17 protein-coding genes and 4 tRNA genes are annotated in these 23,424 nt (G+C 65.8%); 9 read left to right on the forward strand and 12 right to left on the reverse strand.

Annotated elements, in window-relative coordinates; translation table 11 throughout:
• Positions 1-19: 19 nt before the first annotated feature.
• Positions 20-1,657 carry a response regulator gene (locus RTQ83_RS10760; protein ID WP_312514214.1) on the reverse strand — a complete coding sequence of 546 codons (1,638 nt, stop codon included), beginning with the start codon at positions 1,655-1,657 and terminating at the stop codon, positions 20-22.
• A 256-nt stretch (positions 1,658-1,913) separates the two neighbouring features.
• Between RTQ83_RS10760 and RTQ83_RS10765 the strand changes: the two genes are divergently transcribed.
• Complete coding sequence (locus tag RTQ83_RS10765; protein ID WP_312514216.1) at positions 1,914-2,378, forward strand: hypothetical protein; 465 nt, start codon at positions 1,914-1,916, stop codon at positions 2,376-2,378.
• A gap of 234 nt (positions 2,379-2,612) precedes the next feature.
• Here the strand turns inward: RTQ83_RS10765 and RTQ83_RS10770 are convergent, their stop codons facing one another.
• The 3 genes from RTQ83_RS10770 to RTQ83_RS10780 all read right to left on the reverse strand — a co-directional run bounded on the left by RTQ83_RS10770 (position 2,613) and on the right by RTQ83_RS10780 (position 7,928).
• Positions 2,613-3,632, reverse strand: coding sequence for a diguanylate cyclase domain-containing protein (locus RTQ83_RS10770; protein WP_312514218.1), 1,020 nt, complete (start codon positions 3,630-3,632; stop codon positions 2,613-2,615).
• Between the two features lie 159 nt (positions 3,633-3,791).
• A complete protein-coding gene (locus tag RTQ83_RS10775; RefSeq protein WP_312514220.1) occupies positions 3,792-6,857 on the reverse strand; it encodes an ATP-binding protein in 3,066 nt (1,021 codons plus the stop codon).
• A 240-nt stretch (positions 6,858-7,097) separates the two neighbouring features.
• A complete protein-coding gene (locus tag RTQ83_RS10780; RefSeq protein WP_312514222.1) occupies positions 7,098-7,928 on the reverse strand; it encodes a response regulator in 831 nt (276 codons plus the stop codon).
• Between the two features lie 539 nt (positions 7,929-8,467).
• On the opposite strand from RTQ83_RS10780, the gene RTQ83_RS10785 reads away from it, so the two are divergent.
• Positions 8,468-9,172, forward strand: coding sequence for a YfiR family protein (locus RTQ83_RS10785; RefSeq protein WP_312514224.1), 705 nt, complete (start codon positions 8,468-8,470; stop codon positions 9,170-9,172).
• Entirely contained in the window at positions 9,172-11,064 is a 1,893-nt protein-coding gene (locus tag RTQ83_RS10790) for an ATP-binding protein (protein ID WP_312514226.1), read from the forward strand. The genes RTQ83_RS10785 and RTQ83_RS10790 overlap by 1 nt, the downstream gene beginning before the upstream one ends.
• A 58-nt stretch (positions 11,065-11,122) precedes the next feature.
• On the opposite strand, the gene RTQ83_RS10795 is transcribed toward RTQ83_RS10790, so the two are convergent.
• Complete coding sequence (locus tag RTQ83_RS10795) at positions 11,123-11,602, reverse strand: FxDxF family PEP-CTERM protein (protein ID WP_312514227.1); 480 nt, start codon at positions 11,600-11,602, stop codon at positions 11,123-11,125.
• Here RTQ83_RS10795 and RTQ83_RS10800 point away from each other — a divergent pair.
• The gene (locus tag RTQ83_RS10800) at positions 11,601-11,867 is read left to right on the forward strand and encodes a hypothetical protein (RefSeq protein ID WP_312514229.1); all 267 of its coding nucleotides are present in this window, start codon (positions 11,601-11,603) and stop codon (positions 11,865-11,867) included. The genes RTQ83_RS10795 and RTQ83_RS10800 overlap by 2 nt on opposite strands.
• Positions 11,868-12,110: 243 nt before the next feature.
• On the opposite strand, the gene RTQ83_RS10805 is transcribed toward RTQ83_RS10800, so the two are convergent.
• A tRNA-Arg gene (locus tag RTQ83_RS10805) sits at positions 12,111-12,187 on the reverse strand.
• 211 nt (positions 12,188-12,398) lie between these two features.
• Here RTQ83_RS10805 and RTQ83_RS10810 point away from each other — a divergent pair.
• From RTQ83_RS10810 to RTQ83_RS10820, 3 genes are read left to right on the forward strand one after another with little or no spacing between them, the layout of a single operon-like run.
• The gene (locus RTQ83_RS10810; RefSeq protein ID WP_312514231.1) at positions 12,399-12,893 is read left to right on the forward strand and encodes a type VI secretion system tube protein Hcp; all 495 of its coding nucleotides are present in this window, start codon (positions 12,399-12,401) and stop codon (positions 12,891-12,893) included.
• A 12-nt stretch (positions 12,894-12,905) separates the two neighbouring features.
• Entirely contained in the window at positions 12,906-13,400 is a 495-nt protein-coding gene (locus tag RTQ83_RS10815) for a hypothetical protein (RefSeq protein ID WP_312514233.1), read from the forward strand.
• 2 nt (positions 13,401-13,402) lie between these two features.
• Entirely contained in the window at positions 13,403-13,798 is a 396-nt protein-coding gene (locus tag RTQ83_RS10820) for a hypothetical protein (RefSeq protein ID WP_312514235.1), read from the forward strand.
• Between the two features lie 75 nt (positions 13,799-13,873).
• On the opposite strand, the gene RTQ83_RS10825 is transcribed toward RTQ83_RS10820, so the two are convergent.
• From RTQ83_RS10825 to RTQ83_RS10840, 4 genes are all read right to left on the reverse strand, one after another.
• Positions 13,874-13,950 (reverse strand) — tRNA-Arg (locus RTQ83_RS10825).
• A gap of 48 nt (positions 13,951-13,998) precedes the next feature.
• Positions 13,999-14,652, reverse strand: coding sequence for an NUDIX hydrolase (locus tag RTQ83_RS10830; RefSeq protein ID WP_312514237.1), 654 nt, complete (start codon positions 14,650-14,652; stop codon positions 13,999-14,001).
• Positions 14,653-14,741: 89 nt separating this feature from the next.
• Positions 14,742-14,818, reverse strand: a tRNA-Arg gene (locus RTQ83_RS10835).
• Positions 14,819-14,974: 156 nt separating this feature from the next.
• Positions 14,975-15,051 (reverse strand) — tRNA-Arg (locus tag RTQ83_RS10840).
• 109 nt (positions 15,052-15,160) lie between these two features.
• Here RTQ83_RS10840 and RTQ83_RS10845 point away from each other — a divergent pair.
• On the forward strand, positions 15,161-19,057 hold the full coding sequence (locus RTQ83_RS10845) for a two-component regulator propeller domain-containing protein (RefSeq protein ID WP_312514239.1): 3,897 nt from the start codon (positions 15,161-15,163) through the stop codon (positions 19,055-19,057).
• A 5-nt stretch (positions 19,058-19,062) separates the two neighbouring features.
• On the opposite strand, the gene RTQ83_RS10850 is transcribed toward RTQ83_RS10845, so the two are convergent.
• Both RTQ83_RS10850 and RTQ83_RS10855 read right to left on the reverse strand, forming a co-directional pair.
• Positions 19,063-20,004, reverse strand: a complete 942-nt coding sequence (locus RTQ83_RS10850) for a D-2-hydroxyacid dehydrogenase (RefSeq protein ID WP_312514241.1) — start codon at positions 20,002-20,004, stop codon at positions 19,063-19,065.
• Between the two features lie 158 nt (positions 20,005-20,162).
• Positions 20,163-20,507: a hypothetical protein gene (locus RTQ83_RS10855; RefSeq protein ID WP_312514243.1), complete on the reverse strand. Its 345-nt coding sequence runs from the start codon at positions 20,505-20,507 to the stop codon at positions 20,163-20,165.
• A 240-nt stretch (positions 20,508-20,747) separates the two neighbouring features.
• Between RTQ83_RS10855 and ligD the strand changes: the two genes are divergently transcribed.
• Entirely contained in the window at positions 20,748-23,417 is a 2,670-nt protein-coding gene (gene ligD / locus RTQ83_RS10860; RefSeq protein WP_312514245.1) for a DNA ligase D, read from the forward strand.
• Positions 23,418-23,424: the final 7 nt, after the last annotated feature.

A 23,424-nucleotide genomic window follows, 5' to 3' on the forward strand; every position in this document is an offset into this window, starting at 1 on the left:
GCCGCTCACCCTGACCTCATCAGGCGTCGGCGGAATGCGCCGCGCTGTCCGCTGGTTGCTGCTGCGCCTGTGACAGTACATCCAGCAGGCGGTCGATTGCCACCGGCTTGACCAGGTGCTGGTCGAAGCCGGCCGCCAGCACGCGGCGCTGGTCTTCTTCCAGGCCGTAGCCGGTGAGGGCGATCAGGCGGATCGCGCGCGTGGCCGGATCGGCGCGCAGGCGGCGCGCCACTTCGTAGCCGTCGATGCCGGGCAGCCCGATATCGACCAGCGCCGCATCCGGCGCCTGCTGCAGCGCCTGGGCCACGCCCTGCAGGCCGTCGGCTGCCTGCACCACCGGGAAGCCGTGCGCGGCCAGCATGGTTGCCATCATCTCGCGCCCGTCTTCATTGTCTTCGATCAGCAGCACGGTCGGCTTGCCGTCCAGGCTGCGCACGACTTCGGGCTGCGGCGCGGCGGCGGCCGGTTCGGCCAGCGGCAGGCGGATCTCGAAACACGAGCCGAGACCGGCGCCGGCGCTGGTGCAGGCCACGCTGCCGCCGTGCAGCTCGACCAGGCGCCGCACCAGCGACAGCCCGATGCCGAGCCCGCCCTGCGAGCGGTCGATCGAGATCGCGCCTTGCACGAACACGTCGAACACGTGCGGCAGCAGCTCCGCCGGGATGCCCACTCCGGTGTCGCGCACCGTGAATACCACGTCGCCATCCACGCGCGCCAGCGAGATGCCGATCTCGCCGCCGCTCGGCGTGTACTTGAGCGCGTTGTCGAGCAGGTTGGACACGATCTGCTCGAGCCGGGTCGGATCGCCGTCGACCCAGCCCGGTTGCAGGTCGACGCTGATGCCGTAGCCGGCAGCGCGGCCGGTGGCGCGGAAGGTCTCGAGACAGCTCGATACGAGGTTCGACAGGTCGAGCGGCTGGCGCGCCAGCAGAATCTTGCCCGACATCGCACGCGACAGGTCGAGCAGGTCGTCCACGATGCGCGACAGGTGCTGGCTCTGGCGCTGGATGATGGTACGCGCGCGCGCTACCGATTCCTGATTGGCGCCGGGCAGGCCGATCAGGCTCGATGCGCTCGAGATCGCGGACAAGGGATTACGCAGTTCGTGGCCCAGCATGGCCAGGAACTCGTCCTTGGCGTGGCTCTTGCGCTCGGCGGCCTGGCGTTCTTCCATCTCGCGCACCAGGCGCCGGTTGGTGGCGGTCAGTTCCAGCGCGTGCTGCGACAGGGCTTCGGCCTGGCGCTTGAGCTCTTCGTTCTTCATCGCCAGCGTGACGAAGACCGATACCTTGGCATGCAGGATCTGCGGAATGACCGGCGTGAACAGGAAGTCGGCGGCGCCGCGCTGGTAGGCCTTCAGGCGGTCGATCTCGTCGGCCAGGAAGGCGGTGACGAAGATGATCGGGATGTCGGCCGAGCGTGCGCGCTGGTGGATCGCCTCGGCGGTCTCGAAACCGTCCATGCCGGGCATGTTCACGTCGAGCAGGATCACGGCGAAGTCGTGCAGCAGCACCTGGCGCAGCGCTTCCTGACCGGAGCGGGCCGACAGCACCGTGTAGTTGCCCTCGGCGGCGCGCCCATCGAGCAGGCTGGTCAGGGCTAGCAGGCTGGCGGGGTCGTCGTTGACGACCAAAATCTTGGGTTTATCGTTGGCCACGATGGTTCCTGATGTTTCCGTCAACATTGCGTTTATTGCTCTTAGAGAAGAATACCAGACTACTTCCAGTTATGCCCGAGTAAATACCTGCTGAGTCCGCGATCATAGCATGCTTGAATGATGCAATTAGGCAAATAAATCAATCGTGCGCGTGGGGAAGATGTTCGCTGCCGCACATACGTCCTTACGCCCTTGTGGGATAGTGGAATCGAACCGGTTCGATGGAGGACGGGGGCGCCACGAGAAAGGACATAATATGAATATCGATACCATCGTAAATGAGCAATTCCACGGCAAGACTTTTGGCGAGCTGGTCAATGCACCGCTGTCCGCGCTGCGCGGCATCGGCGAGCAGCAGGCCACGGCGCTGGCCGACACGCTGGGCGTGAACACCATCGGCGAACTGGCCAGCCTGCAGGTCGTCAACTACGCGATCGCGATCAAGGCCCTGGCCGGTTGCGAAGGCATCACCAGCAAGGAAAAGGCGGAAGAAACTCTGCTCGACGACGCCGTCGAGATGACCTTCCCGGCCAGCGATCCGATCTCGGTCGACGCCGGCATCACGCGCATCGAAGTGGCGCCGGACATGGTCGATGCCGGACGCGATCACCAGCATGCGTCGGCGATGGAAGCCAATAGCGAGCAGGCAGGCGGTGCCGGCGCTGGCGCTGGGGTGAGCACCGGTGTTGCAGGGCAGTTCCCGACCGGCGAGAAGCGCTGAAGTTCTGGCGCCGCGAAAGCGGCGCTGCAACGAGAACGGGTCACGGGGTGCAAGCCTCGTGGCCCGTTTGCGTTGGCTGACACCGTTCAGCATCTTCGAAGCTGGTGTGATGCGAAGCAGCATCTGAACCGTATTCTTTTGTCAGCACCAAAACGTCATTCCCGCCGAGTGGGACACTCGGCGGGAATGACGTTTTGTGGCCTGCCGGCCGAAACGACCGGTCAGCGAGTACGATCAGCGGTGCGGCACCAGTTCGCCCGAACCCGCCGCCACCGGCGTCGGATTCTGCGCTGGCGCGGCCGAGGTCTTGGCCGCCGCCTGGCGGTTCGCTGCCGGCGAGCAGAAGCGGTTCTTGCCGGCGCGCTTGGCTTCGTACAGCGCGTAGTCCGCGATGTTGATCAGCGAGTCGACCGATTCCGCATCGTCCGGATAGATGCTGATGCCGATCGAGGTCGACAGGCGCAGCGTCAGGTCGTTGATGAAGAACGGTTCCGACAGCGCTTCGACCAGTTTCGAGGCCGGTCCCTGGGCATCGGCCAGGCTGTGGATGTCGCCCAGCACCACCATGAATTCGTCGCCGCCCAGTCGCGCCACGGTATCTTCCTTGCGCGAGCTGGCCAAGAGGCGCTGCGACACCATCTTCAGGATCTCGTCGCCGTAGGCGTGGCCGTAGGTGTCGTTGATCGCCTTGAAGCCGTCCAGGTCGAGATACATGATCGCGGCCTTGGCATGGGTGCGGTTGGCGTGCTGCAGCGCGGTCTCGATGCGGTCTTCCAGCAGGCGCCGGTTGGGCAGGCCGGTGAGGGCGTCGTGCAATGCCAACTCCTGCTGCGCCTTCGAGTACTGCGCCAGTTCCTTGTACAGCAGGCGCACTTCCAGCATGTTGTGGATGCGCTTGTGCACTTCGAGCAGGTCGAACGGCTTGCTGATGAAGTCGCGCGCACCGGCTTCGAGGGCGGCGATCTTGAAGCTCGGCTGGGCGGTCAGGGCCAGCACCGGCAGGTAGCCGCCTTGCTCGATCTCCTTCAAGCCCTTCATCACCTGGAAGCCGTTCAGCCCAGGCATCTGCAGGTCGAGCAGGATGATGTCGTAGTTGTGCTCGCGATGCAGCGGACAAACCTGTTCCGGCAGCATCGTGGAGCTGACGCAGGTGTAGCCTTCCTCGCGCAATATCTCCTCCATGAGTTCGATATTGTCGGGCGAGTCGTCGACCACCAGGATCTTCGCGTTCAAAATGTCTTGTCTGCTCGGCATGCTTGTCTCTTCTACGCTATTGGAGCGGATTCCTTTCTGCACAGAATCTGGCTTGACTACCTACTCCACTACTCTAATCAGTCTAGCAAACACCACAAAATTTCTTGTAGGACAGCGCCGCGTGCATGGGTAGGAACAGCGACGATTTCGGAACACCCCCTATGCCCGGCGCCCGGCCAGCATCGGCGCCGACGGTCCCACCACCATCCCGATCGCCGCCATCAGTTCACTCTGCTCGACCGGCTTCGATACGTGCGTGGTAAAACCGGCTTCCAGCGCCTTGAGCCGGTCCTCGGGACGGGCAAACGCGGTCAGTGCGATCGCCGGCACCAGGGCGCCGGCGTCGCGCGGCAGGGCGCGTACCCAGGACAGCAGTTCCAGTCCGTCGACTTCGGGCATGCCGAGGTCGCTGATCAACAGGTCGGGCGGTACTGCGCGCAGCTGGGCGTAGGCGTCGCGCGCATCGGCCGCCAGGCGCACGCTGGCGTGGCAGTCGGCCAGGATGCGTGCGATCAGTTCGCGGGCGTCGCGGTCGTCGTCCACCACCAGTACCGACATCCCGGTCAGGTCGCGCACCACGACTTCCGGCGCCGGCTCGGCGCCCGGCGGCGTGAACGGCAGTTCGCCGGTCAGCGGATCAGGGCCCGCGGCCGGCGCATCGCTGCGGATCATCGCGGCGCGCGCCGCGCTCATGCCCGGGCTGGATGCGCGCGGCGCGGCCTTGGCCAGCGGCAGCTCGACCGTGAAGCTGGCGCCGAGGCCTTCGCCAGCGCTCTCGGCGCGCACCGTGCCGCCGTGCTGCTCGACCAGGTGCTTGACGATCGACAGGCCAAGGCCGAGGCCGCCGTGGCGGCGCGTCATCGAAGCGTCGGCCTGGCGGAAGCGCTCGAACACATGGGTGATGAATTCAGGGCCTATGCCAGTGCCGTTGTCGCGCACCGTGATCGCGACCTGCTCGCCGCGCTGCGCCACCTCGATGTCGACCCGGCCTTCGCGCGGGCTGAACTTGATGGCATTGGTCAGCAGGTTCCAGACCACCTGCTGCAGTCGGCCCGGATCGCCCGCCACCAGCGGCCCGCCGGTGGCGCCGTAATGGCGTTCGATGTGGATGCCCTTGGCGTCGGCCGCCGGGCGCACGGTCTCGATCGCAGCGTCGATGAACGAGGCCGGATCGACGGTCTGCATGTCGAGCAGCACCTTGCCCGAAGTGATGCGGCTCATGTCGAGCAAGTCTTCGATCAGCTGCGCCTGGGCGCGCGCGTTGCGCTCGATGGTGGTGAGGCCCCGCTGCAGGTCGGCGCCGTCGCGGCTGCCGCGCCGCAGCACCTGCGACCAGCCCAGGATGGCGGAGAGCGGCGTGCGCAGCTCGTGCGACAGGGTGGCCAGGAATTCGTCCTTCATCTGGCTGGTGCGCTCGGCTTCGGCGCGCGCTTCGCGCTCGTTTTCGAGCAGCACCTTGCGTTCTTCGGCGGCGCGGCTGGCCGCTTCCACCAGGCGGATATTGTCGAGGGCGATCGCGGCCTGGGCCGCGATGCCGCTAACGATGCGCTCGCTGCGCAGGGTGAATACATCGGCTTCCGGATGGCCGAAGAACATGGTGCCGAGCAGTTCGCCCGAGCGCGCCACCACCGGCACCGCCATGTAGCTGCGCAGCGGCGGATGGCCGCCCGGCGCATCGAAGCGCGGGCCGCCGTCGGCGTAGCGCGGATCGCGCCGCAGGTCGCCAAGGCGCACCAGGCCGCCGGCCGCCAGGCCCGGACCGAACATGGTGCCGGCGTCGGGCTCGCCGATGCTGCGGAATTCGCTCGAGGTGGCGCCGGTATGGGTGGTCAGCGAGAACAGCACGCCATCGCCGGCCTGGCCGACGTGATAGAAGGCGGCGTAACGCGCGCCCGAGACGCCGGCGGCGGCATCGGTGGCGGCCTGCATCAGCGAGTGCAGGTCGCGCGTCGAGGCCAGGATGGTGCCGGTGCTGTTCAGTAGTTCGAGCACGTGCGATTCTTCGCGCAATGCCTGCTCAGCGCGCTTGACCTGGTCGACGTCGGTGTTGGTGCCGAACCAGCGCACCACGTTGCCGTCGCGGTCATGGACAGCCTCCACACGCGTGAGGAACCAGCGGTAGTTGCCGTCGGCGCCGCGGATCGGGAATTCCATCTCGAACGGGGTGCCGGTGCGGATCGATTCGTCCCAGTGCTCGAGCACCGCCGGCAGCACCTCGGGGTCGTACATCTTTTTCCAGCCCCAGCCGGTGGTCTGCGCCGGCGTGCTGCCGGTGTATTCGTACCAGCGCTCGTTGAACCAGGTGATGGCGCCGTCGGGATCGGCCATCCAGGCCAGCTGCGAAATGGTATTGGCCAGCGCGCGCAGTTCTTCCTCGCTCTGGCGCAGGTGGTCGTCGGCTTCGCGCCGGGTGGTGATGTCCTGCGCCATGCCGGTCATGCCTAATACGCCGCCTCCGCCGCCGGCGGGCGCGTGCTCCAGGCGCCCGACCAGTGCCACACAGCGCGCCGGGCTGTCCAGCGTGGGCAGCAATCTGCATTCGAGGTCGACGTCGCTGCCGCGTGCGTACGCGGCCAGCACTTCGCGCCGCACCCGCACCCGGTCGGCCCGGGTCAGGCGCGCGCGCAGCTGCGGCCAGGCGAGCGGGGTTTCTGCCGGCAGGCCGACGATCTCGGCGGCGCGCGGGCCGAATACCACGCGGTCGCTGTGCGCATCCCAGCGCCAGTCGCCCAGGCGGCCGGCGGCCAGCGCCAGCTGCAGGCGGGTGTTGTTGTCGATCAGGGCCTGCTGGTCGTGCTTGCGCGGAGTGATGTCCTGGAAGTACAGGGTCAGGCCGTCGGGGGACGGGTAGACCCGCATCTCGAGCCAGCATTGCAGGCGCTTGTAGAAGAATTCGCGGTTGACGGTGACGCGCTCGTGCATCGCGCGGCGGCAATCCTCGGCCACCGAGGTGCCGTGCAGGTCTTCGAATTCATCCCACAGCTTGCGTCCGACCAGGCCGCCGCGGCTCTTGTTGAGCGGCTTGACCATCTGCAGGGCGCGTCCGTTGATGTAGGTGATGCGCCAGTCGCGGTCCACCGCGCAAAAGCCGTCGGTGAGGCTTTCGAGCATGTTTTCCATGCGCTCGTTGGCCTGGCGCAGCGCTTCCTGGGCCGCGACCAGGTCCTGGCTGCAGCCGCCGTTGCTGTCGTTGCTGCTGTTGCCGCTATCGCCGATGGCGCTCATGCGCGACTCCCTGCGCCGGCGCACGCCACGCCGTGCACGCCGGACTGGCGGACCGGGGCGCGGACGCTGTGGATCGGGTCAATAGGAGTCTTCATCGATGCATTCGGCGCGGTTCAGGGGCGCCCGGGGTACGCCCAAACTGGGCAGGCTGCCTTGCGGGCAGGATGTCTTGCATTGTAGACCAGCCGAGCAGGGCCGACCCGCACACTTGCATTTCACCACCGGCGCCCGCTGGCCGCCTCAGGCCGCCGGCTGGCGCGCCACCTTGGCGAGCGCATCCTGCAGCTGGTCGAGCTCGTACGGCTTCTGCAGCGACAGATAAGGGAAGGTCAGGTGGCGCAACAGGGTGTCGCCATAGCCGGACGCGAAGATCACGCGCAGCGCCGGGTTGTCGTTCACCGCGCGTTGGGCCAGCTCGACGCCGGACATGCCGGGCAGGCTGACGTCCGAGAACAGCACGTCGTAGCGGCGGCTGGCGAGCAGGGCCAGCGCGTCGTCCGGATGGGCCACGCCGTCGGCTTCGTGGCCGAAGGCCTTGAGCATCTCGCACACCAGGTACTGCGAATCGATATTGTCTTCCACCACCAGGATCTGCAGGCTGGCGTCGCCGACGTCTTCCTGGGCCGGCGCCGCGGTGGCCGGCGCCAGTGCCAGCAGCACGCCGCGCACCGTACCGGTTTCGTCGCGCACCGGCGACAGGCGCAGGTCGAAGCGGTGTTCGCGGGTTTCGCCCGGATGGCGGAACGCCAGCGAGGCATCGGTCACCACCTGCGCCTCGCCGCGCCAGGCACGCGCCAGCGCTTCGCCGGCAGCGGCCAGCGGTGGCGGCAGCACCGGTGGCACCGAGCCGCCGGGAACCCGGCCGTAGCCCGGTCCGGCCAGCGCGGCGTAGGCCTCATTGAACACCAGCACGGTTTCCTGGCCCCAGACCAGCAGCGTCGGCAGCGGCGAATTGAGCAGCAGGTCGCTCGTCAGGCGCAGGGGCAGGGGCCAGCGGGCGGCATCGCCCAGGGTGGTCGCGGACCAGTCGTAGGACGCGGTACTCCGGGGCGATGTGTCGATGTCGGGCATGAGGACAGTTTGTTGTATAAACGAAAATATGGGCGGCATCCTACACCAAACCGGGCGTGGCTGCTTTGTCAACCGTGCGCGACAGCCCAGCCGTTCGCTGCGCCGGAGCGGCGGCGGGCAGTGTAATGTCGGAGAAAGCGTAGCGCGCGCACGTACTTTGCCGCAAGGAGAAAATGAGGGCAAAAAAAAAGCCCGCTTCGTCGGAAGCGGGCTGAATCTATTTCCTAGGAGGAGAATAGAGGAGACAGGTGAATGATGCTGCATTGCGTCAAATCAGTCCAATTTATATTTCAAATGACGGTCATTGCGATAATAAATATCCCAGCGGTTTGTCAAGTGGCGGTTGTGGCGTGCGCGCACTTGGTGCGTGAGAGAAAATGTTCTAGGATGGCAACTATGTCATATTTTGTTTCATCAATTTGCACAATTCGCGCGGCTGGCCCCTCCCGGCACACCGCATTTGCGCGCGCGGGCGAGCCCGGTCCAGGTTACGGGTCGCGCCCGGTGTCGAGGACGGTGACAGCCGTTTGATGATTGCCATGACACCGATTCGATTCGACCGTCCAGAGCAGCGCTGCGTACTGCATTCCGTGCAGCAGGCCGTGCGCCGGGCGACGCGGCGCCTGAGCGCACTGCCGCTGCTGGCCGCGGCCTGGCCCGCGTTCGCGGCGCCGCTCGCCACCGTCCCGGTCGGCGCCGAGGCGGCTGCGTCCGGTGTCGAAGCTGCGGCTCCGGGCGCCGGTGCCCAGGCCACCGAGGCTGCTAATGCCGCGGGTGCCGCGCTGGAACGCCGCGTCAAGGCGGCGTTCCTGTACAAATTCCTGGGCTACGCCGAATTTCCGGCGGCGTCCTTCGATAGCCCCGCTGCGCCGCTAGTGATTGGCGTGGTCGGCGCCGACGACATCGCGGCCGAACTCACCCGCATCGTCGCTGGGCGCAACGTCAACGGCCGGCCGATCACGGTGCGCGCACTGCGCGAACAGGACCTGGCGCAGCCGGCCCACCTGCTGTTCGTGGCGGGCGTCGACGAGGCACGCAGCGCGCGCCTGCTGCGCGCCACGCCGGCGCTGCTGACGGTCACCGAATGCGACGACGGCCTCGTGGCGGGCGGCGTCATCAATTTCACCATCGTCGACGAGCGGGTACGTTTCGACGTCTCGCTCGATGCGGCGGAAAAGAAGAATGTGAAACTCAGTTCGCGCCTGCTGGTGGTCGCGAACCGGGTGCAGAAAGGAGCCACCTGATGCCAATGCACGATACCGGCTCGGTGCGCAGCAAGCTGATCCTCATGGCGGTGGCGACCACCGTGGTGGCGCTGCTGTCCGCCGGCATAGCCATGCTGCTGCTCGACTTGCGCACTTTCCAGCGCTACTGGATCGACGACCTCACCACCCAGGCCGACATCGTGGCCGGCGTGACCGCGCCGGCGGTCTCGTTCAACGACACCGCCAGCGCCACGCGCAGCCTGGCACTGCTGCGGGTGCGGCCGCAGATCGTCGCCGCGGCTATCTACGGCGCCGGCGGCGAGCGCTTCGCCAGCTACGTGCGCCCGGGCGCCACGCCCGATCTGCCGCTGCGGCCGCAAGCGCCCGGCTACCGCATCGAGCGCGGTCAGGTCTCGCTGTACCGCGACATCGTGGAGAGCGGCGAGCGGGTCGGCACCATCTACCTGCGTTCGCGCTACGACCTGTTCGATCGCGCGCTGAGCTATGGCGCGATCCTGGGCGGGGTGCTGCTCGGCGCGCTGGTGATCGCGGCGCTGGTGGCCTCGCGCCTGCAGGCCTCGATCACGCGGCCGCTGGAAGCGATCACCGCGGTGGCGCGCCAGGTGGTGCTGCGGCGCGACTTCAGCCTGCGCGTGCCGGGCAAGGAAAAGGCCGAGATCGGGGTGCTGATCGAAGCGTTCAACGACATGCTGGCCGAGATCGGCCGCCGTTCGGAGGCGCTGCAGACCGCCAACCGCACGCTGGAACATGAAATGGGCGTGCGCCAGCGCGCCGAGCAGGCCCTGATCACTGGCGACCGCCGCAAGGACGAATTCCTGGCCACGCTGGCGCACGAGCTGCGCAACCCGCTGGCGCCGATCCGCACCGGCCTGGACATCCTGCGCATCCGTAGCGGCGACGCCCAGGCCACCCAGCGCGCCACCGACATCATGGAGCGCCAGCTGCGCCAGATGGTGCGCCTGGTGGACGACCTGCTGGACGTCTCGCGCATCAATACCGGCAAGTTCACGATCAAGATGGGGCGCGTGGAACTGAAGGCGGTGGTCAACGACGCGCTGGAAGTGGTGCGTTCGTACATCGAGCTGCACGGCCACGAGCTGGTGCTGGAGCTGCCCGACCGCCCGGTGTTCCTGCACGGCGACGCCACGCGCCTGGCGCAGATCCTGTCGAACCTGCTCAACAACGCGGCCAAGTACACCAACCGCGGCGGCCGTGTTCTGCTCAAGGGGGCGGTCGAGGACAAGACCCTGATCCTGGAAGTGGCCGATACCGGCATCGGCATCGCGCCCGACATGCTCGACTCGGTGTTCGAGATGTTCGTGCAGGTCGATTCCACGCTCGAGCGCAGCAATGCCGGCCTGGGCGTCGGCCTGTCGCTGGCGCGCAAACTGGTCGAGCTGCATGGCGGCACCATCGCCGCCCACAGCGAAGGCCTGGGACACGGCAGCCGCTTCGTGGTGCGCCTGCCGATCGTGGTCGAGCCGGAACCGCCCACCAAGCCGACCCCGGCCGCCTTCATCAGCACCGAAAGCTACCGCATCCTGCTGGCCGACGACAACGTCGACTTCGTCAACAGCATCGGCGCGCTGCTCACGGCCATGGGCCACAGCGTGGTGATCACGCACAACGGGCCGGACGCACTGGCGGCGGCCACGCGTTTCTGCCCGGACTACGCCTTCCTCGACATCGGGCTGCCGCACATGTCGGGCTACGACCTGGCGCGCGGCATCCGCAAGCTGCCGACCGGCGCCATGACGGTGCTGATCGCGGTGACCGGATGGGGACAGGAGAAAGACCGCCAGCTGGCGTTCGAGGCCGGCTTCGACCATCACATGGTCAAACCGGTACGCTTCGAGCAGATCGAGGAAATCCTGGGCAACCGCAGCATCATCAAGAAGCTGCGTACCTGATCAAGATGGGATGGACGCAAGCCGTCGGCTTGCGTCCCGGCCGCTCACACGCAGCGACTCATTGCACGCCGGACTTGCGGCGCCGCGCCAGCCACCCCAGCACACCCAGGCCGCCGAGCAGCATGCCGTAGGTTTCCGGCTCCGGCACCGGCGCCAGCATTACCGCGCCGCCGAAGCTGCCGGCGGTATCCGACACCACCGAACCGCTGACCTGCAGGTAGTAGTCGCCCGCGTCCAGATTGTCGCTGGCCAGCGACCAGACATCGCGCGCGCCGTCTTCCAGCAAGGTGCCGGCGGTGATCAGGGTTTCGTCGGCGTCGTACAGCGACAGGCCGGTGATGTCGAGCCCGACGTCGGCGCTGCGGCTGGCCGAGCCGATGATGGCGTCGAGGTTCAGGCCGATGGTGCTGTCGACGGTGAAGGTGAAGCGGTCGGCAAAGGTTGCGCCGGAATTGCCTTCGGCGAAGGCGTCACCGAAATAGGCGGTGAAGTCGGTCCAGTCGATCGCCTGCGGCGCGCTGCTGATGTCCTGCGCCATGACGCCGGTAGAGCCGAATGAAGCCGATGCCAACACGATTGCTGCGATCAAAGATTTTTTCATGTTGTTCCTCGCAAAGAAATCAGCCGCGTCCTGCAGCCTGGGTTTCGAGATCGGGAACTTCATGCTAGCAAACGGCCAAGCATATGAAAGCGGCACGGCGTTTGATGTGCAAAAAAGCCAACGCATGATGGGTGACAACGAATTGCAGTGCGATGCAATCGGAATCACGCGCTTCATAGGAGAGAGCGGGGCGATAAAGTGAAGTGCAGAAAAAGTCCGCTGAGTTGCGAATGTGGTGTAGGTCTGATCCTACATAAATTGATGGCGCGGGATTTCGACGTGCCCGCTACCGGGTCAAGCGCATTTAATTGAACGGGATAAAGGGGCGGGTTTGGTCAGCGTGATAGTACGCGATCCGTCCAAGCGTCGTTGCCTATCGATGGCAATAGAACCCGGAAAAGAAAAATGGCTCAGAATTTCTTCTGAGCCATTCTCTTTGAAACTTTGGTGCGGCTGGCAGGAATCGAACCCACGACCCCTTGGTTCGTAGCCAAGTACTCTATCCAGCTGAGCTACAGCCGCCCGAGGCACGCATTATAGCAGCATGTGCCGAAATGGCAAATAGCGTCTGAATCACCGGCCACAGGCCACGTTTATTGCTGTCAATCCAGTTCCACAATTCAATGGTGCCAGATGCTTGCGCATTGTCAGCTTGAGCCATTGTGCATTCCCAAACTGCTGAGCCGGCATGGACAAAGAATGGTCGACATATCAACCATTTGGAGTACGGAACATGGCAATCGACGTCTATCTGCAGATCGACGGCATCAAGGGCGAGTCGAGCGATTCGACCCACGCCGGCTGGATCGAAGTCAGCCAGGCGCAGTGGGGCGTGACGCAACCGGTCGGCACGCCTGGCTCCGCCACCGGCGGGCGCACCACGGGCCGCAGCGAATACCGTACGCTGTCGCTGGCCAAGTTCGCCGACCTGGCGTCGCCGCTGCTGATGCAGCACTGCTCGAACGGCAAGACGATTCCGAAAGCGAAGCTTGAATTCATGCGTGCGGACGGTGACGGCAAGCGGGTGCGGTACTACGAGGTCGAGCTGGAGAATGTGCTGGTCGGCAGCATGGAGCAGATGGTGGGCGAGGGCAACATCCTGCGCGACCACGTCGCGCTGCATTTCACCAAGGTCAAGTGGAAGTACTCACAGCAGAAGATCGGCGGCGGCATGGGTGGGAATACCGCCGGCGGCTGGGATCTGGGCTGCAACAAGTCGTGCGCATGATGGACCAGCATCATGGCCAATCAACAGGATGATCCGCTACGGCCGATCCAGGACAAGCGCGGCTTTTTCATGCTTCCACGTGCGCCAAACGAGTCGGGCTATTACAACTACGGGATGATGGATAGGAAGCCGGATCGGGGCGGTTACCAATATCCCCATCCGATCATGATGCAGGCCATTCTCCGAGTGGCACTGGAGTGGCAAAGTATCGACCGGCGCCGTGTTGGGATCGGGAATATCAGCCGTGCCGATCGCTTTGACGACACCGACCACGACTCGCATCTCGACGGGCTTCAGGTGGATGTTCGGCCCATGCGTAAAGATGGGCTGGAACTTCCTGTCGTATGGACGGACAGGCAGTATGACAGAGATGCGACCGCCAGATTGATCGAGCTGTTCCGCACGTTCTCTCCAGTGAAGCTAATTTATTTCAACGATGCCAGCATCCCATTTGTCAGGCCAGCGCTCGCGCATGACAACCATTTCCACGTAGCTCTGATCGGATAAGTATGCGCAAATTTACTTTGTTGATTCTTGTCGTCGCATCCCAATTGGCTGGCGCTGGTGAAGCCGATAAAAAACGTCCTGAGTTAAACGCGTGGAATGCGGTGCAGGCGAGCTACAAGATTCACTCTGGCGGCACTGCCTATTCGGAGCTTCCTACCAAGAACGACAGCGCACTGACAATTGTGTTCAGGGATGAGGACGCCAAGCTGGTATTCGACCAGATCGGGCCTGATGTCAAGGAAGTATGCAATGACACGGCAGGCAACCGCGTACGACAGAAAAAGGGAGTCTACTGTTCGTACACGGCGCGGTTGGAAAATCCTGCTAACTCGCACTACCGATGCTGGATAGGCATTGATCTGCATACTGGAGACGGTACCATGCGCCTAACCTGCTAAGTTGCGGGAAGCATCCCGGTTCCACAAAAGAAAAATGGCTCAGAATTTCTTCTGAGCCATTCTCTTTGAAACAGTTGGTGCGGCTGGCAGGAATCGAACCCACGACCCCTTGGTTCGTAGCCAAGTACTCTATCCAGCTGAGCTACAGCCGCCCGAGGCACGCATTATAGCGGCGCCCGTCCGCCTTGGCAAACGGTCATTTACTTTTTCAACGATCGCACCTTCATCAGCGCCGCGATCACGGCCTGGTCGTTGGGATTGCACAGCAGTTCCGCCAAGCCCTCGAGCGGCGCCAGGTGCACGGCCTGGCTCTCCCAACCCATCAGCGCCGGGTTGCCGCCGATGCGGCGCGCCAGGTAGTACCGGGTGAAGGTCTGAGTACGCGCGCTGTCGGCCAGGAAGGCCACGATCTCCACCCGCAACCCGGATTCTTCGAACGCTTCGCGGATGGCATTGGCCTGCAGGGCGACGCCGGGATCGACCCGGCCCTTCGGGAAGGTGGCGTCATAACCGCCGAACCGGTTCGACGGCGACACCGCCCATATCCGCCCGCCGGCTTCCTCGATCACCACGCCGGCCGCGGCCGCCTTGCCGGGCGGCACCAGGAACGCCGGCTCGACAATATCGGCCTGGCCATCGACCTCGTTCCAGCCGGCAGAAGTCAATGGTGTGTCGAGCCAGGGCGCGAACGCGATGCCATTCAGTTCGCCGGGCAGGGCGCCGAGCGGGGTGACCGTGGCGCGCCGTACCGGATCGTGCCAGGCGGCGATGTCGCTAGGAGTCGAAGGATGCCGGAGGTGCACGGGTTGACCGTGCTCGTCGGGTTGCGGATGAAAGACTGGGCTGTCGGTCATGGCGTTTGCTGGCAGGTGGCGCGCGCTGAAAACCGGGCGCACTAAGCAATAAGGGCACTTCTTGCGAAGTGCCCTTATCTGAAGAAGGTTGGTGCGGCTGGCAGGAATCGAACCCACGACCCCTTGGTTCGTAGCCAAGTACTCTATCCAGCTGAGCTACAGCCGCCCAATGCAGGCATTATAGCGGCAGCTTGGCGTCTTGGCAAAGCCTCATTGCCATTTCGTGCATGCGGCCCCGAACGCACCCCGGAACAACCTCTGCAAAACCTGTCGGCGCAACGAAAAAAGGGACCAGATCTTCCGATCTGGTCCCTTGCATTCTTGGTGCGGCTGGCAGGAATCGAACCCACGACCCCTTGGTTCGTAGCCAAGTACTCTATCCAGCTGAGCTACAGCCGCCCGATGCACGCATTATAGCAGCGGCTTGTTGTTTCCGGAAGTCTCAAATTATTTCGCGGCAACACATCCTCTGGTAGATTAGCCGCTGGATCTTGTCGAACGGAAGAATATGCTGGGCTTGACCTGGGCCGCGCACGGCGGCCCGCACCGCTTGATGCGCGCCATCTGTCTGGCGGCACTCGCCGCTGCCGCGCTGGCCGCCACCTCGATGACCGACGCCGCCGCCGCCCAGCGCAGCCTGCGCTTCGAGCGCATCACCAGCGAGAACGGCCTGGCGCAGCAGTCGGTGCTGAGCATCCTGCAGGACCGCCAGGGCTTCATCTGGTTCGGCACCCAGGCCGGCCTGCACCGCTTCGACGGTTACCGCATGACAGTGTTCCACAACGATCCCAACGATCCCGGCAGCCTGCCGGACAATTACGTCTCGGCCTCGTACCAGGACGCCCAGGGCGTGCTGTGGTTCGGTACCAAGGGCGGGCTGGCGCGTTTCGATCCGGTCAGCGGCCGCTTCCAGCGCCATCCGCTGGCGCAGCCGGGCCGCAGTCCGCTGCGTGCGGTGGAGGCGATCCTGCCGGCGCCCGACGGCGACCTGTGGCTCGCCACCAACGACGGCCTGGTGCGCTTCGATCCGGCCAGCGGCCGCCACCGGACCTTGCGCCACGACCCGGGCGACGCCGCCAGCCTGCGCGACGACCACGTCAATGCGATCGCGCTCGACGGCCAGGGCGCGCTGTGGATCGGCACCCCGTCCGGCGTGGACCGCCTGGCGCCCGACGGCGCGCGCTTCACCCATTTCGACATCGCGCCGCCGGCGCGCGGCGGGCGCGACCCAGCCCGGAATCACGTGCTGTCGCTGTCGATGGGCCCGCGCGAGACGCTGTGGATCGGTACCGCGGCCGGACTCGAAGCCTGGCGCCTGGACGACGGCGCGCCGCAACCGGTGGCATTGACGCCGGCGCAGCGCATGGCCGACCTGCGCATCGAGCGTCTGTACCACGACAGCGGTTCCCAGCTGTGGGTCGGCACCGACACCGGCGGCCTCAAATGGCGCGACCCGGCCAGCGGCCAGTTCGTCAGCTACCGCCATTCGCAGTACGACCAGCACAGCCTGTCGGACAACCAGGTGATGTCGGTGCTGGTCGACCGCACCGGCACGCTGTGGGCCGGCACCTATTTCGGCGGTGTCAGCCGCACCGACCTTGCCAGCGGCGGCTTCGCGCGCTACGGCACCGCCGACGGCCTGGGCCGGGCCAAGGTGCGCGCGGTGCAGGGCGACCCGGATGGCCACATCTGGATCGGCACCACCGGCGACGGCCTGTTGCGCCTCGACCCGGTGACGCGCCAACTGGAGCGCGTCCGCGATCCAGCGTTGCCGGGCGAGGTGGTGACCGCGCTCGCGCTGGGCGGCGGGCGGCTGTGGATCGGCACGCCCACCGGCCTGCGGTGGCGCGACGCGCGCGGGCGCTCGGGACGGGTGCCGCTCGGTCCCGGCGGCGCGGCCAGCTACGTGCAGGCGCTGCGCATGGGGCGCGACAGCACGCTGTGGATCGTCACCCGCGGCGGCCTGTCGGCGCTGGGGCCGGGCGCGCACACCACGCGCAGCTGGCGCAACGATCCGGACGACCCGACCAGCCTGGGCGACAACTACGGATTGACGCTGCTGGAAGACCGCCACGGCGCGATCTGGATCGGCACCCAGTCGGGCCTGGAGCGGTTCGACCGCCGCGCCAACGTGTTCACCCACTACCGCCACGACCCGGCCGACCCGCGCAGCCTGCGCCACAGCCGCGTGTACAACCTGCTCGAATCGGCGAACGGCGCACTATGGGTCGGCACCGCCGGCGGCCTGCACCGCATGGAGCGCGACGACGCGGGCGCGCGTTTCCGGTTCTTCCCGTTCTCGGGCGACCAGCCGGCGCCGCCGGTCGGGGTGGTGCTGGAAGACGGCGACGGCAACCTGTGGGCCAGCACCACGGCCGGCATCACGCGCATCGATCCGGCCAGCGGCCAGACCAAGAGCTACACCGCCAAGGACGGCCTGATCGACGGCTCGTATTTCGTCGGCTCGGGCTGGCGCGGCCCGGACGGCCGCCTGCATTTCGGCGGCATGAACGGCATGACCTCGTTCCAGCCGTCCGAGGTGCGCGACAACCCGTTCCCGCCGACGGTGGCGATCACCGACCTGCTGGTGCTGAACCGCTCGCTCGGCGTGCACGACCTGCCGGCGCGCAAAGAGGTGACACTGTCGCACCGCGACGCCGTGTTCACGCTCGAATTCGCGGCGCTGCACTTCGCCGACCCGCGCGGCAACCGCTACGCCTACCGCCTGGACGGCTTCGACCAGGGCTGGGTCGACGCCACCGCGGGGCGCCGCTTCGCCACCTACACCAACCTCGATCCGGGCCGCTACGTGTTCCGGGTGCGGGCCAGCAACAAGGACGGGCTGTGGAATCCGGAGCCGGCCACGCTGGCGATCACGATCACGCCGCCGTTCTGGAAGACCTGGTGGTTCCGCACGCTGCTGGTGGCCACCGTACTGGCGCTGTCCTACCTGGTGTATCGCCTGCGCGTGAACGCACTGGTGCAGCAGACCGACATGCTCGAGCGCGAGGTCGGCACCCGCACCGCCGAGCTGCGCCTGCAGAAAGAGGACGCCGAGCGCCAGAAGGAATCGGTCGAACGCGCCCACCGCGACATCGCGCTGCTGTCCGACATGGGGCGGGTGCTGACCGCCAACCTGGACAACGAGGCGATCATGGTCACGCTATACCAGCACGTGGGCGAACTGATGGACGCGCCGGTGTTCGCGGTGGCGCTGCTGCGGCCGGGCCGCGGCGTGCTCGACGTACCGTTCGTGATGGCGCAGCGGCGCCGCGCCGCGCCGGGCGAACTGGCGCTGGACGGCGCGCCGCATCTGTTGGTCAGCTGCGCGCTGGAGGGGCGCGAGATATTGCTGGGCGACGTCGGCGCCGAACTCGCCGCCGAACTGCCGGGCGCCGGCTCGCGGGCCGACCTCGTGACGCTGGCAGCGCCGCCGGGTCTCGACCCGCATCTGCGTCCAGCCTCGCTGCTGTGCGTACCGGTGACGGTCGGCGAGCGCGTGCTGGGCGCGGTGACGGTGCAGAGCATGGCGCGGCACGCCTACCACCAGGTGCACCTGGACATGCTGGGCACGCTGGCGGCCTATGTAGGAGTCGCGATCGACAATGCCGACGCCTACCACCAGCTCAAGGAAACCCAGGCCCAGCTGGCGGCGCACGAAAAACTGGCCTCGCTCGGCTCATTGGTGGCAGGCGTAGCGCACGAACTGAATACACCGATCGGCAACAGCCTGCTGATGGCCAGCACGCTGCAAGAGCGCAGCAGCGCGCTGGCCCAGCGCTTCAATGCCGCGCAACTCAAGCGATCAGACCTGGAAGCGTATATCGGCGCCTCGCTCGAAGCGTCCGAACTGATCGTGCGCAGCCTGCACAACGCGGCCGAACTGGTGAGCAGCTTCCGCCAGGTGTCGGTCGACCAGGCCAGCGACCAGCGGCGACGCTTCGACCTGGCCCAGGCCTGCCACGAAATCGCGGCCACCATGATGAACATGGTGCGCCGCGGCGGCCACCAGCTGGTGCTGGAGGTCCCGGCAGGTATCGTGATGGATGGCTATCCGGGTCCGCTGGGCCAGGTTATCATCAACTTCGTCAACAACGCCATGCTGCATGCCTTCGAGGCGCCGGGCGGCACCATGGTGCTGCAGGCGACCCGCGTCGATGCCCAGGTGCGTTTGACGTTCCGCGACGACGGACGCGGCATCGAAGGCGAGCACCTGGGGCGCATCTTCGATCCGTTCTACACCACCCGCATGGGGCAGGGCGGCACTGGACTCGGGTTGAACATCGCCTGGAACATCGTCACCACGCTGCTGGGCGGGACGATCCGGGTCGAGAGCGCACCGGGCAGCGGGACCGCCTTCGTGCTGGAGTTACCGCTGGTGGCGCCGCATACGCAATCGAGCTGAGCGAGTCAGACCAGATTGCGCGGCGTGCCGGCGGCCCAGGCTTCGATGTTATCGACCAGCATATCGGCCAGGGTCTGCATCGCGCCGGCGCTGGCCCAGGCCACGTGTGGCGTCAGGATGAAGTTCGGCAGGCGCAGGCGCAGCAGCGGATTGTCGGGCGAGGGCGGCTCCTTGCTCAGGACGTCGAAGCCGGCGCCGATGCGGCCAGTGGCCAGCACGTCGGCCAGCGCCGCCTCGTCGACCAGGCCGCCGCGCGCGGTGTTGATCAACAGCGCGCCCGGCTTCATCAGCGCCAGCTCGCGCGCGCCGATCATGTTGCGTGTTTCATCGGTCAGCGGCAGGTGCAGGCTGACCACGTCGCACTGCTGCAGCAGTTCGTCCAGAGGCAGCTGCGTGACATCGCCATCGTCGATGCGTGAACGCGCGGTAACGCTGACCTGCATGCCGAAAGCCCGTCCGAGCGCGGCCACCTTGCGGCCCAGCGCACCGTAGCCGACGATGCCGAGCCGGCTGCCGGCCAGGTCGCCGATCGGGTGGCCCAGCAGGCAGAAGCGGCTCGAGGTTTCCCATTGCCCGGCCTCGACGTCGTCGGCATAGGCGCGCAGGTTGCGGCGCAGCGCCAGCATCAGGGCCAGGCTGTGCTCGGGCACCGATACCAGCGAATAGTCGCGGATGTTCGCCACTGCGATGCCGCGCGCGCGGCAGGCGGCCAGGTCGACGTTGTCGGTTCCTGTGGCGGCGACGGCGACCAGCTTCAGGTCGGGCAGTTGTTCGAGCGCGGCGGCGCGCAACGGCACCTTGTTGGTGATTGCGATCGTGGCGCCGGCCAGGCGTTCGACCACCTCGTGCGCCTGGGTCGCGTCATGCTCTTGCCAGACGTGTTCGAAGACAGGGGCGCGCACGCGCGTCGGCAGGCTGTCGCGGTCGAGGAAGACGATTCGGTGCATGGTGTCCTTTTGCGGCTGGCAAAGGGACATTGTAGAACACTGGTGTGAAGGTGCGGGAGCACCCCGCAGGCGCGCAAGCGCCTTCGGAGTGCTCCCGTATTTTATGATGGGGCTCGAGCCGGCTGTTATGAAAGATGGTGGCCCTGAGCGGTCGGGGATCAGTTGGTCTTGGCGGTGTGGTCGGCCTTCGCTTCCGCCTTGTCGGTCTTGGCGTCGGCTTTCTTCTCGGCGTGCTTGCGGTCGGCCTTGGCTTTCTTCTCGGCGGCGTCGGCCTTCGCTTCGGCGACGTCTTCCTTGGCTTCGGCATTCGCCTTGTCTACCTTGGCGTCGGCTTTCGCGACTTCCTTGGCGTGCTTGGCGTCGGCCTTGGCCACGTCCTTGGCTGCCTTGGCATCGGCTTTGGCTTCGGTGGTGGTCGCCGTGGTGCTGGTGGCGGCTGGGGTCTGGGCGAACACGGAAGTAGCGAACAGGCCGGCGATCAGGGTGGCGACGATTTTGCTCATGGTTTCATTCCTTCACTTTGGTTAAACAGGATGTTGCTCAGAGTGTTTCGGTAAGCCGGTTATTGCCGGGTTACTGGACTGATAACGCGAGCGCTTTGCGCCCAGTTGACGGGCTTTACATCCGCTTACATTTGCGTTTTCGACCACACTTTGCGTTCGCTGCCGTACAGTCCGGCGACCGCTGCAGGAATACGCTGAAGGCTCGGATCAAGAACCGTCGAGTCACGAACAGGTGCCGCCATGCCAGACGCGCTCAAACTCTATAAATCGAAACGCAATTTCGCCATCACCAGCGAGCCTGCCGAAGGCGGCGACCCCGGCCTCGATGCGCTGACCTTTGTCATCCAGAAGCACTGGGCCACGCGCCTGCACTACGACTTCCGCCTGGAACTGGACGGCACCATGAAAAGCTGGGCGGTGCCGAAAGGCCCGAGCTACGATCCGCGCGACAAGCGCATGGCGGTGCACGTCGAGGACCATCCGATTTCCTACTCGGATTTTGAAGGCACGATTCCCGCCAAGCAGTACGGCGCGGGCAAGGTCATCATCTGGGACAAGGGTACCTGGACCCCGCTGGAAGATCCGCACGCCGGTTTTGCCAAGGGCAGCATCAAGTTCGAGATCCACGGTCACAAGATGCGCGGACGCTGGGCGCTGGTGCGCATGAAGGGGCGCGGCGAAAAGCAGGAAGCGTGGCTGCTGATCAAGGAGAAGGACGAATACGCGCGCTCGTCGGAAGAATTCTCGGTGATCGACGAGATGCCGGACAGCGTCAAGAGCCTGCCGATGCCGGCGCCGGCCGAGCGCAAGGTCGAGGCGTTGCGCGAGGAGGAAGAAGAGGAGGCACCGAAGCGCGGCGCTGCGAAGAAGGCGCCGGCCAGGAAAGCGGCAGCAAAGCCGGCCGCAAAAAAGAGCGCCGCCAGGAAGCCGGCTGCGAAAGCAGCCGAGGCTGTCATGGAAAAGGTCGCGCTGCCCCAGAAATTCTCGCCCGAACTCGCCACCCTGGTGGACGCGCCGCCGCCCGCCCCCGAGAACTGGGTATTCGAAGTCAAGTTCGACGGCTACCGCATGCTGGCGCGCATCGAGAACGGCGAGGTGCGCCTGATCACGCGCAACGCCAACGACTGGACCGAGCGCCTGCTGTCGCTCAAGCGCGAACTCGAGCGCCTCAAGCTGCCGGACGGCTGGTACGACGGCGAGATCGTGGTCCACGATGAAACCGGCAAGCCCGACTTCGGCCGCCTGCAGCTGGCCTTCGACGAAACCCGCTCGGAAGACATCGTGTTCTTCCTGTTCGACGTGCCGTACTTCGACGGTCACGACCTGCGCGAGATGCCGCTGGTCGACCGCCGCACGCTGCTCGAACAGGTGCTGGAGAAAGCCAGGACCAAGTCAAAATCGAAATCCGACCGCATCCGCTTTTCCAGCGAATTCGGCACCAAGCCGGACGAACTGGTCGTCGCCGCCTGCAAGATCGGCCTGGAAGGCGTGATCGGAAAGCGCCGCGACTCGCGTTACGTGTCGCGCCGCTCGCCCGAATGGATCAAGCTCAAATGCGGCCTGCGCCAGGAATTCGTGATCGGCGGCTTCACCGATCCCAAGGGTTCGCGCACCGGCATCGGCTCGCTGCTGCTGGGCACCTACGACGACGAGGGCGTGCTGCGTTACGCCGGCAACGTCGGCTCGGGCTTCAACCATTCCTCGCTCACGGCGATCAAGGAGCGGCTGGAAGCGATCAGGAGCGATGACAGCCCGTTCCCGCCGCGCGCCGTGCCGGGCCGCCAGCATCACTGGGTGAAACCGGTGCTGGTGGCCGAAGTCAGCTTCTCGGAATGGACCAGCGCCGGCGCCGTGCGCCACCCGGTGTTCCAAGGCCTGCGCGAGGACAAGCCGGCCAAGGGCATCACGCGCGAACGTCCGCGCCATGTTGATGAAGTCGTGGAAGAAAAAGCCAAGCCGTCGAAGAAGTCTGCGGTGAAGGTGAAACCGGCAGCCAAACAGGAACCCGAAGACGCGCCGAGCCGCATGCCGGCCACGATGAAAGTCACCAACGGCGACCGCGTCATCGATCAGGAAACCGGCACTACCAAGCTTGAACTGATCCGCTACTACGCGCTGGTCGGCGAGCTGATGATGGAACACCTGAAGGGCCGCCCGGTATCGCTGGTGCGCGCGCCGGAAGGCGTGGGCAAGGAGCTGTTCTTCCAGAAGCACGCCGACGTCGGCAAGATGCCGGGCGTGCGCAATATGGACCAGGCGCTCGACCCGGATCACCCGCCGATGCTGGAGATCGCCAGTATCGAAGGCATCCTGTCGGCGTCGCAGTGGAACGTGGTCGAGTTCCACACCCAGAACGCCCTAGGTGGCGCCTACGAGAAGCCGAACCGCATGGTGTTCGACCTCGACCCGGGCGAAGGCGTCGAGTGGCCGATGGTGCAGGAAGCGGCGCTCTTGATGCGCGCCTTTCTCGCAGAGCTCGGGCTGCCGGCCTTCCTGAAGACCAGCGGCGGCAAGGGCCTGCACGTGGTGGTGCCGATCAAGGATGGCTACGACTGGGATACCATCAAAGCCTTCTCGCAAGCGGTGGTGCGCCACATGGCCACCACGCTGCCCGAGCGCTTCGCCTTCAAGAGCGGCCCCAAGAACCGGGTCGGCAAGATCTTCATCGACTACCTGCGCAACGGCCAGGGCGCGACCACCGTCTGCGCCTGGTCGGCGCGGGTGCGGCCGGGTCTGGGCATCTCGGTGCCGTTGCGCTGGGAAGAGCTGCAGGGCCTGAAATCGAGCACGCAGTGGAACGTCACCAATGTGCACACGCGGCTGGATGAAGGCAATGCGCCGTGGGAGGGCTATGCGAAAGCCGCCAAGACGCTCACCAAGGCGATGAAAGCGATCGGCTTCGAGCCATGACGATCTG

This window comes from Massilia sp. (assembly GCF_031995545.1).
Classification (GTDB): Bacteria; Pseudomonadota; Gammaproteobacteria; order Burkholderiales; family Burkholderiaceae_D; genus Telluria.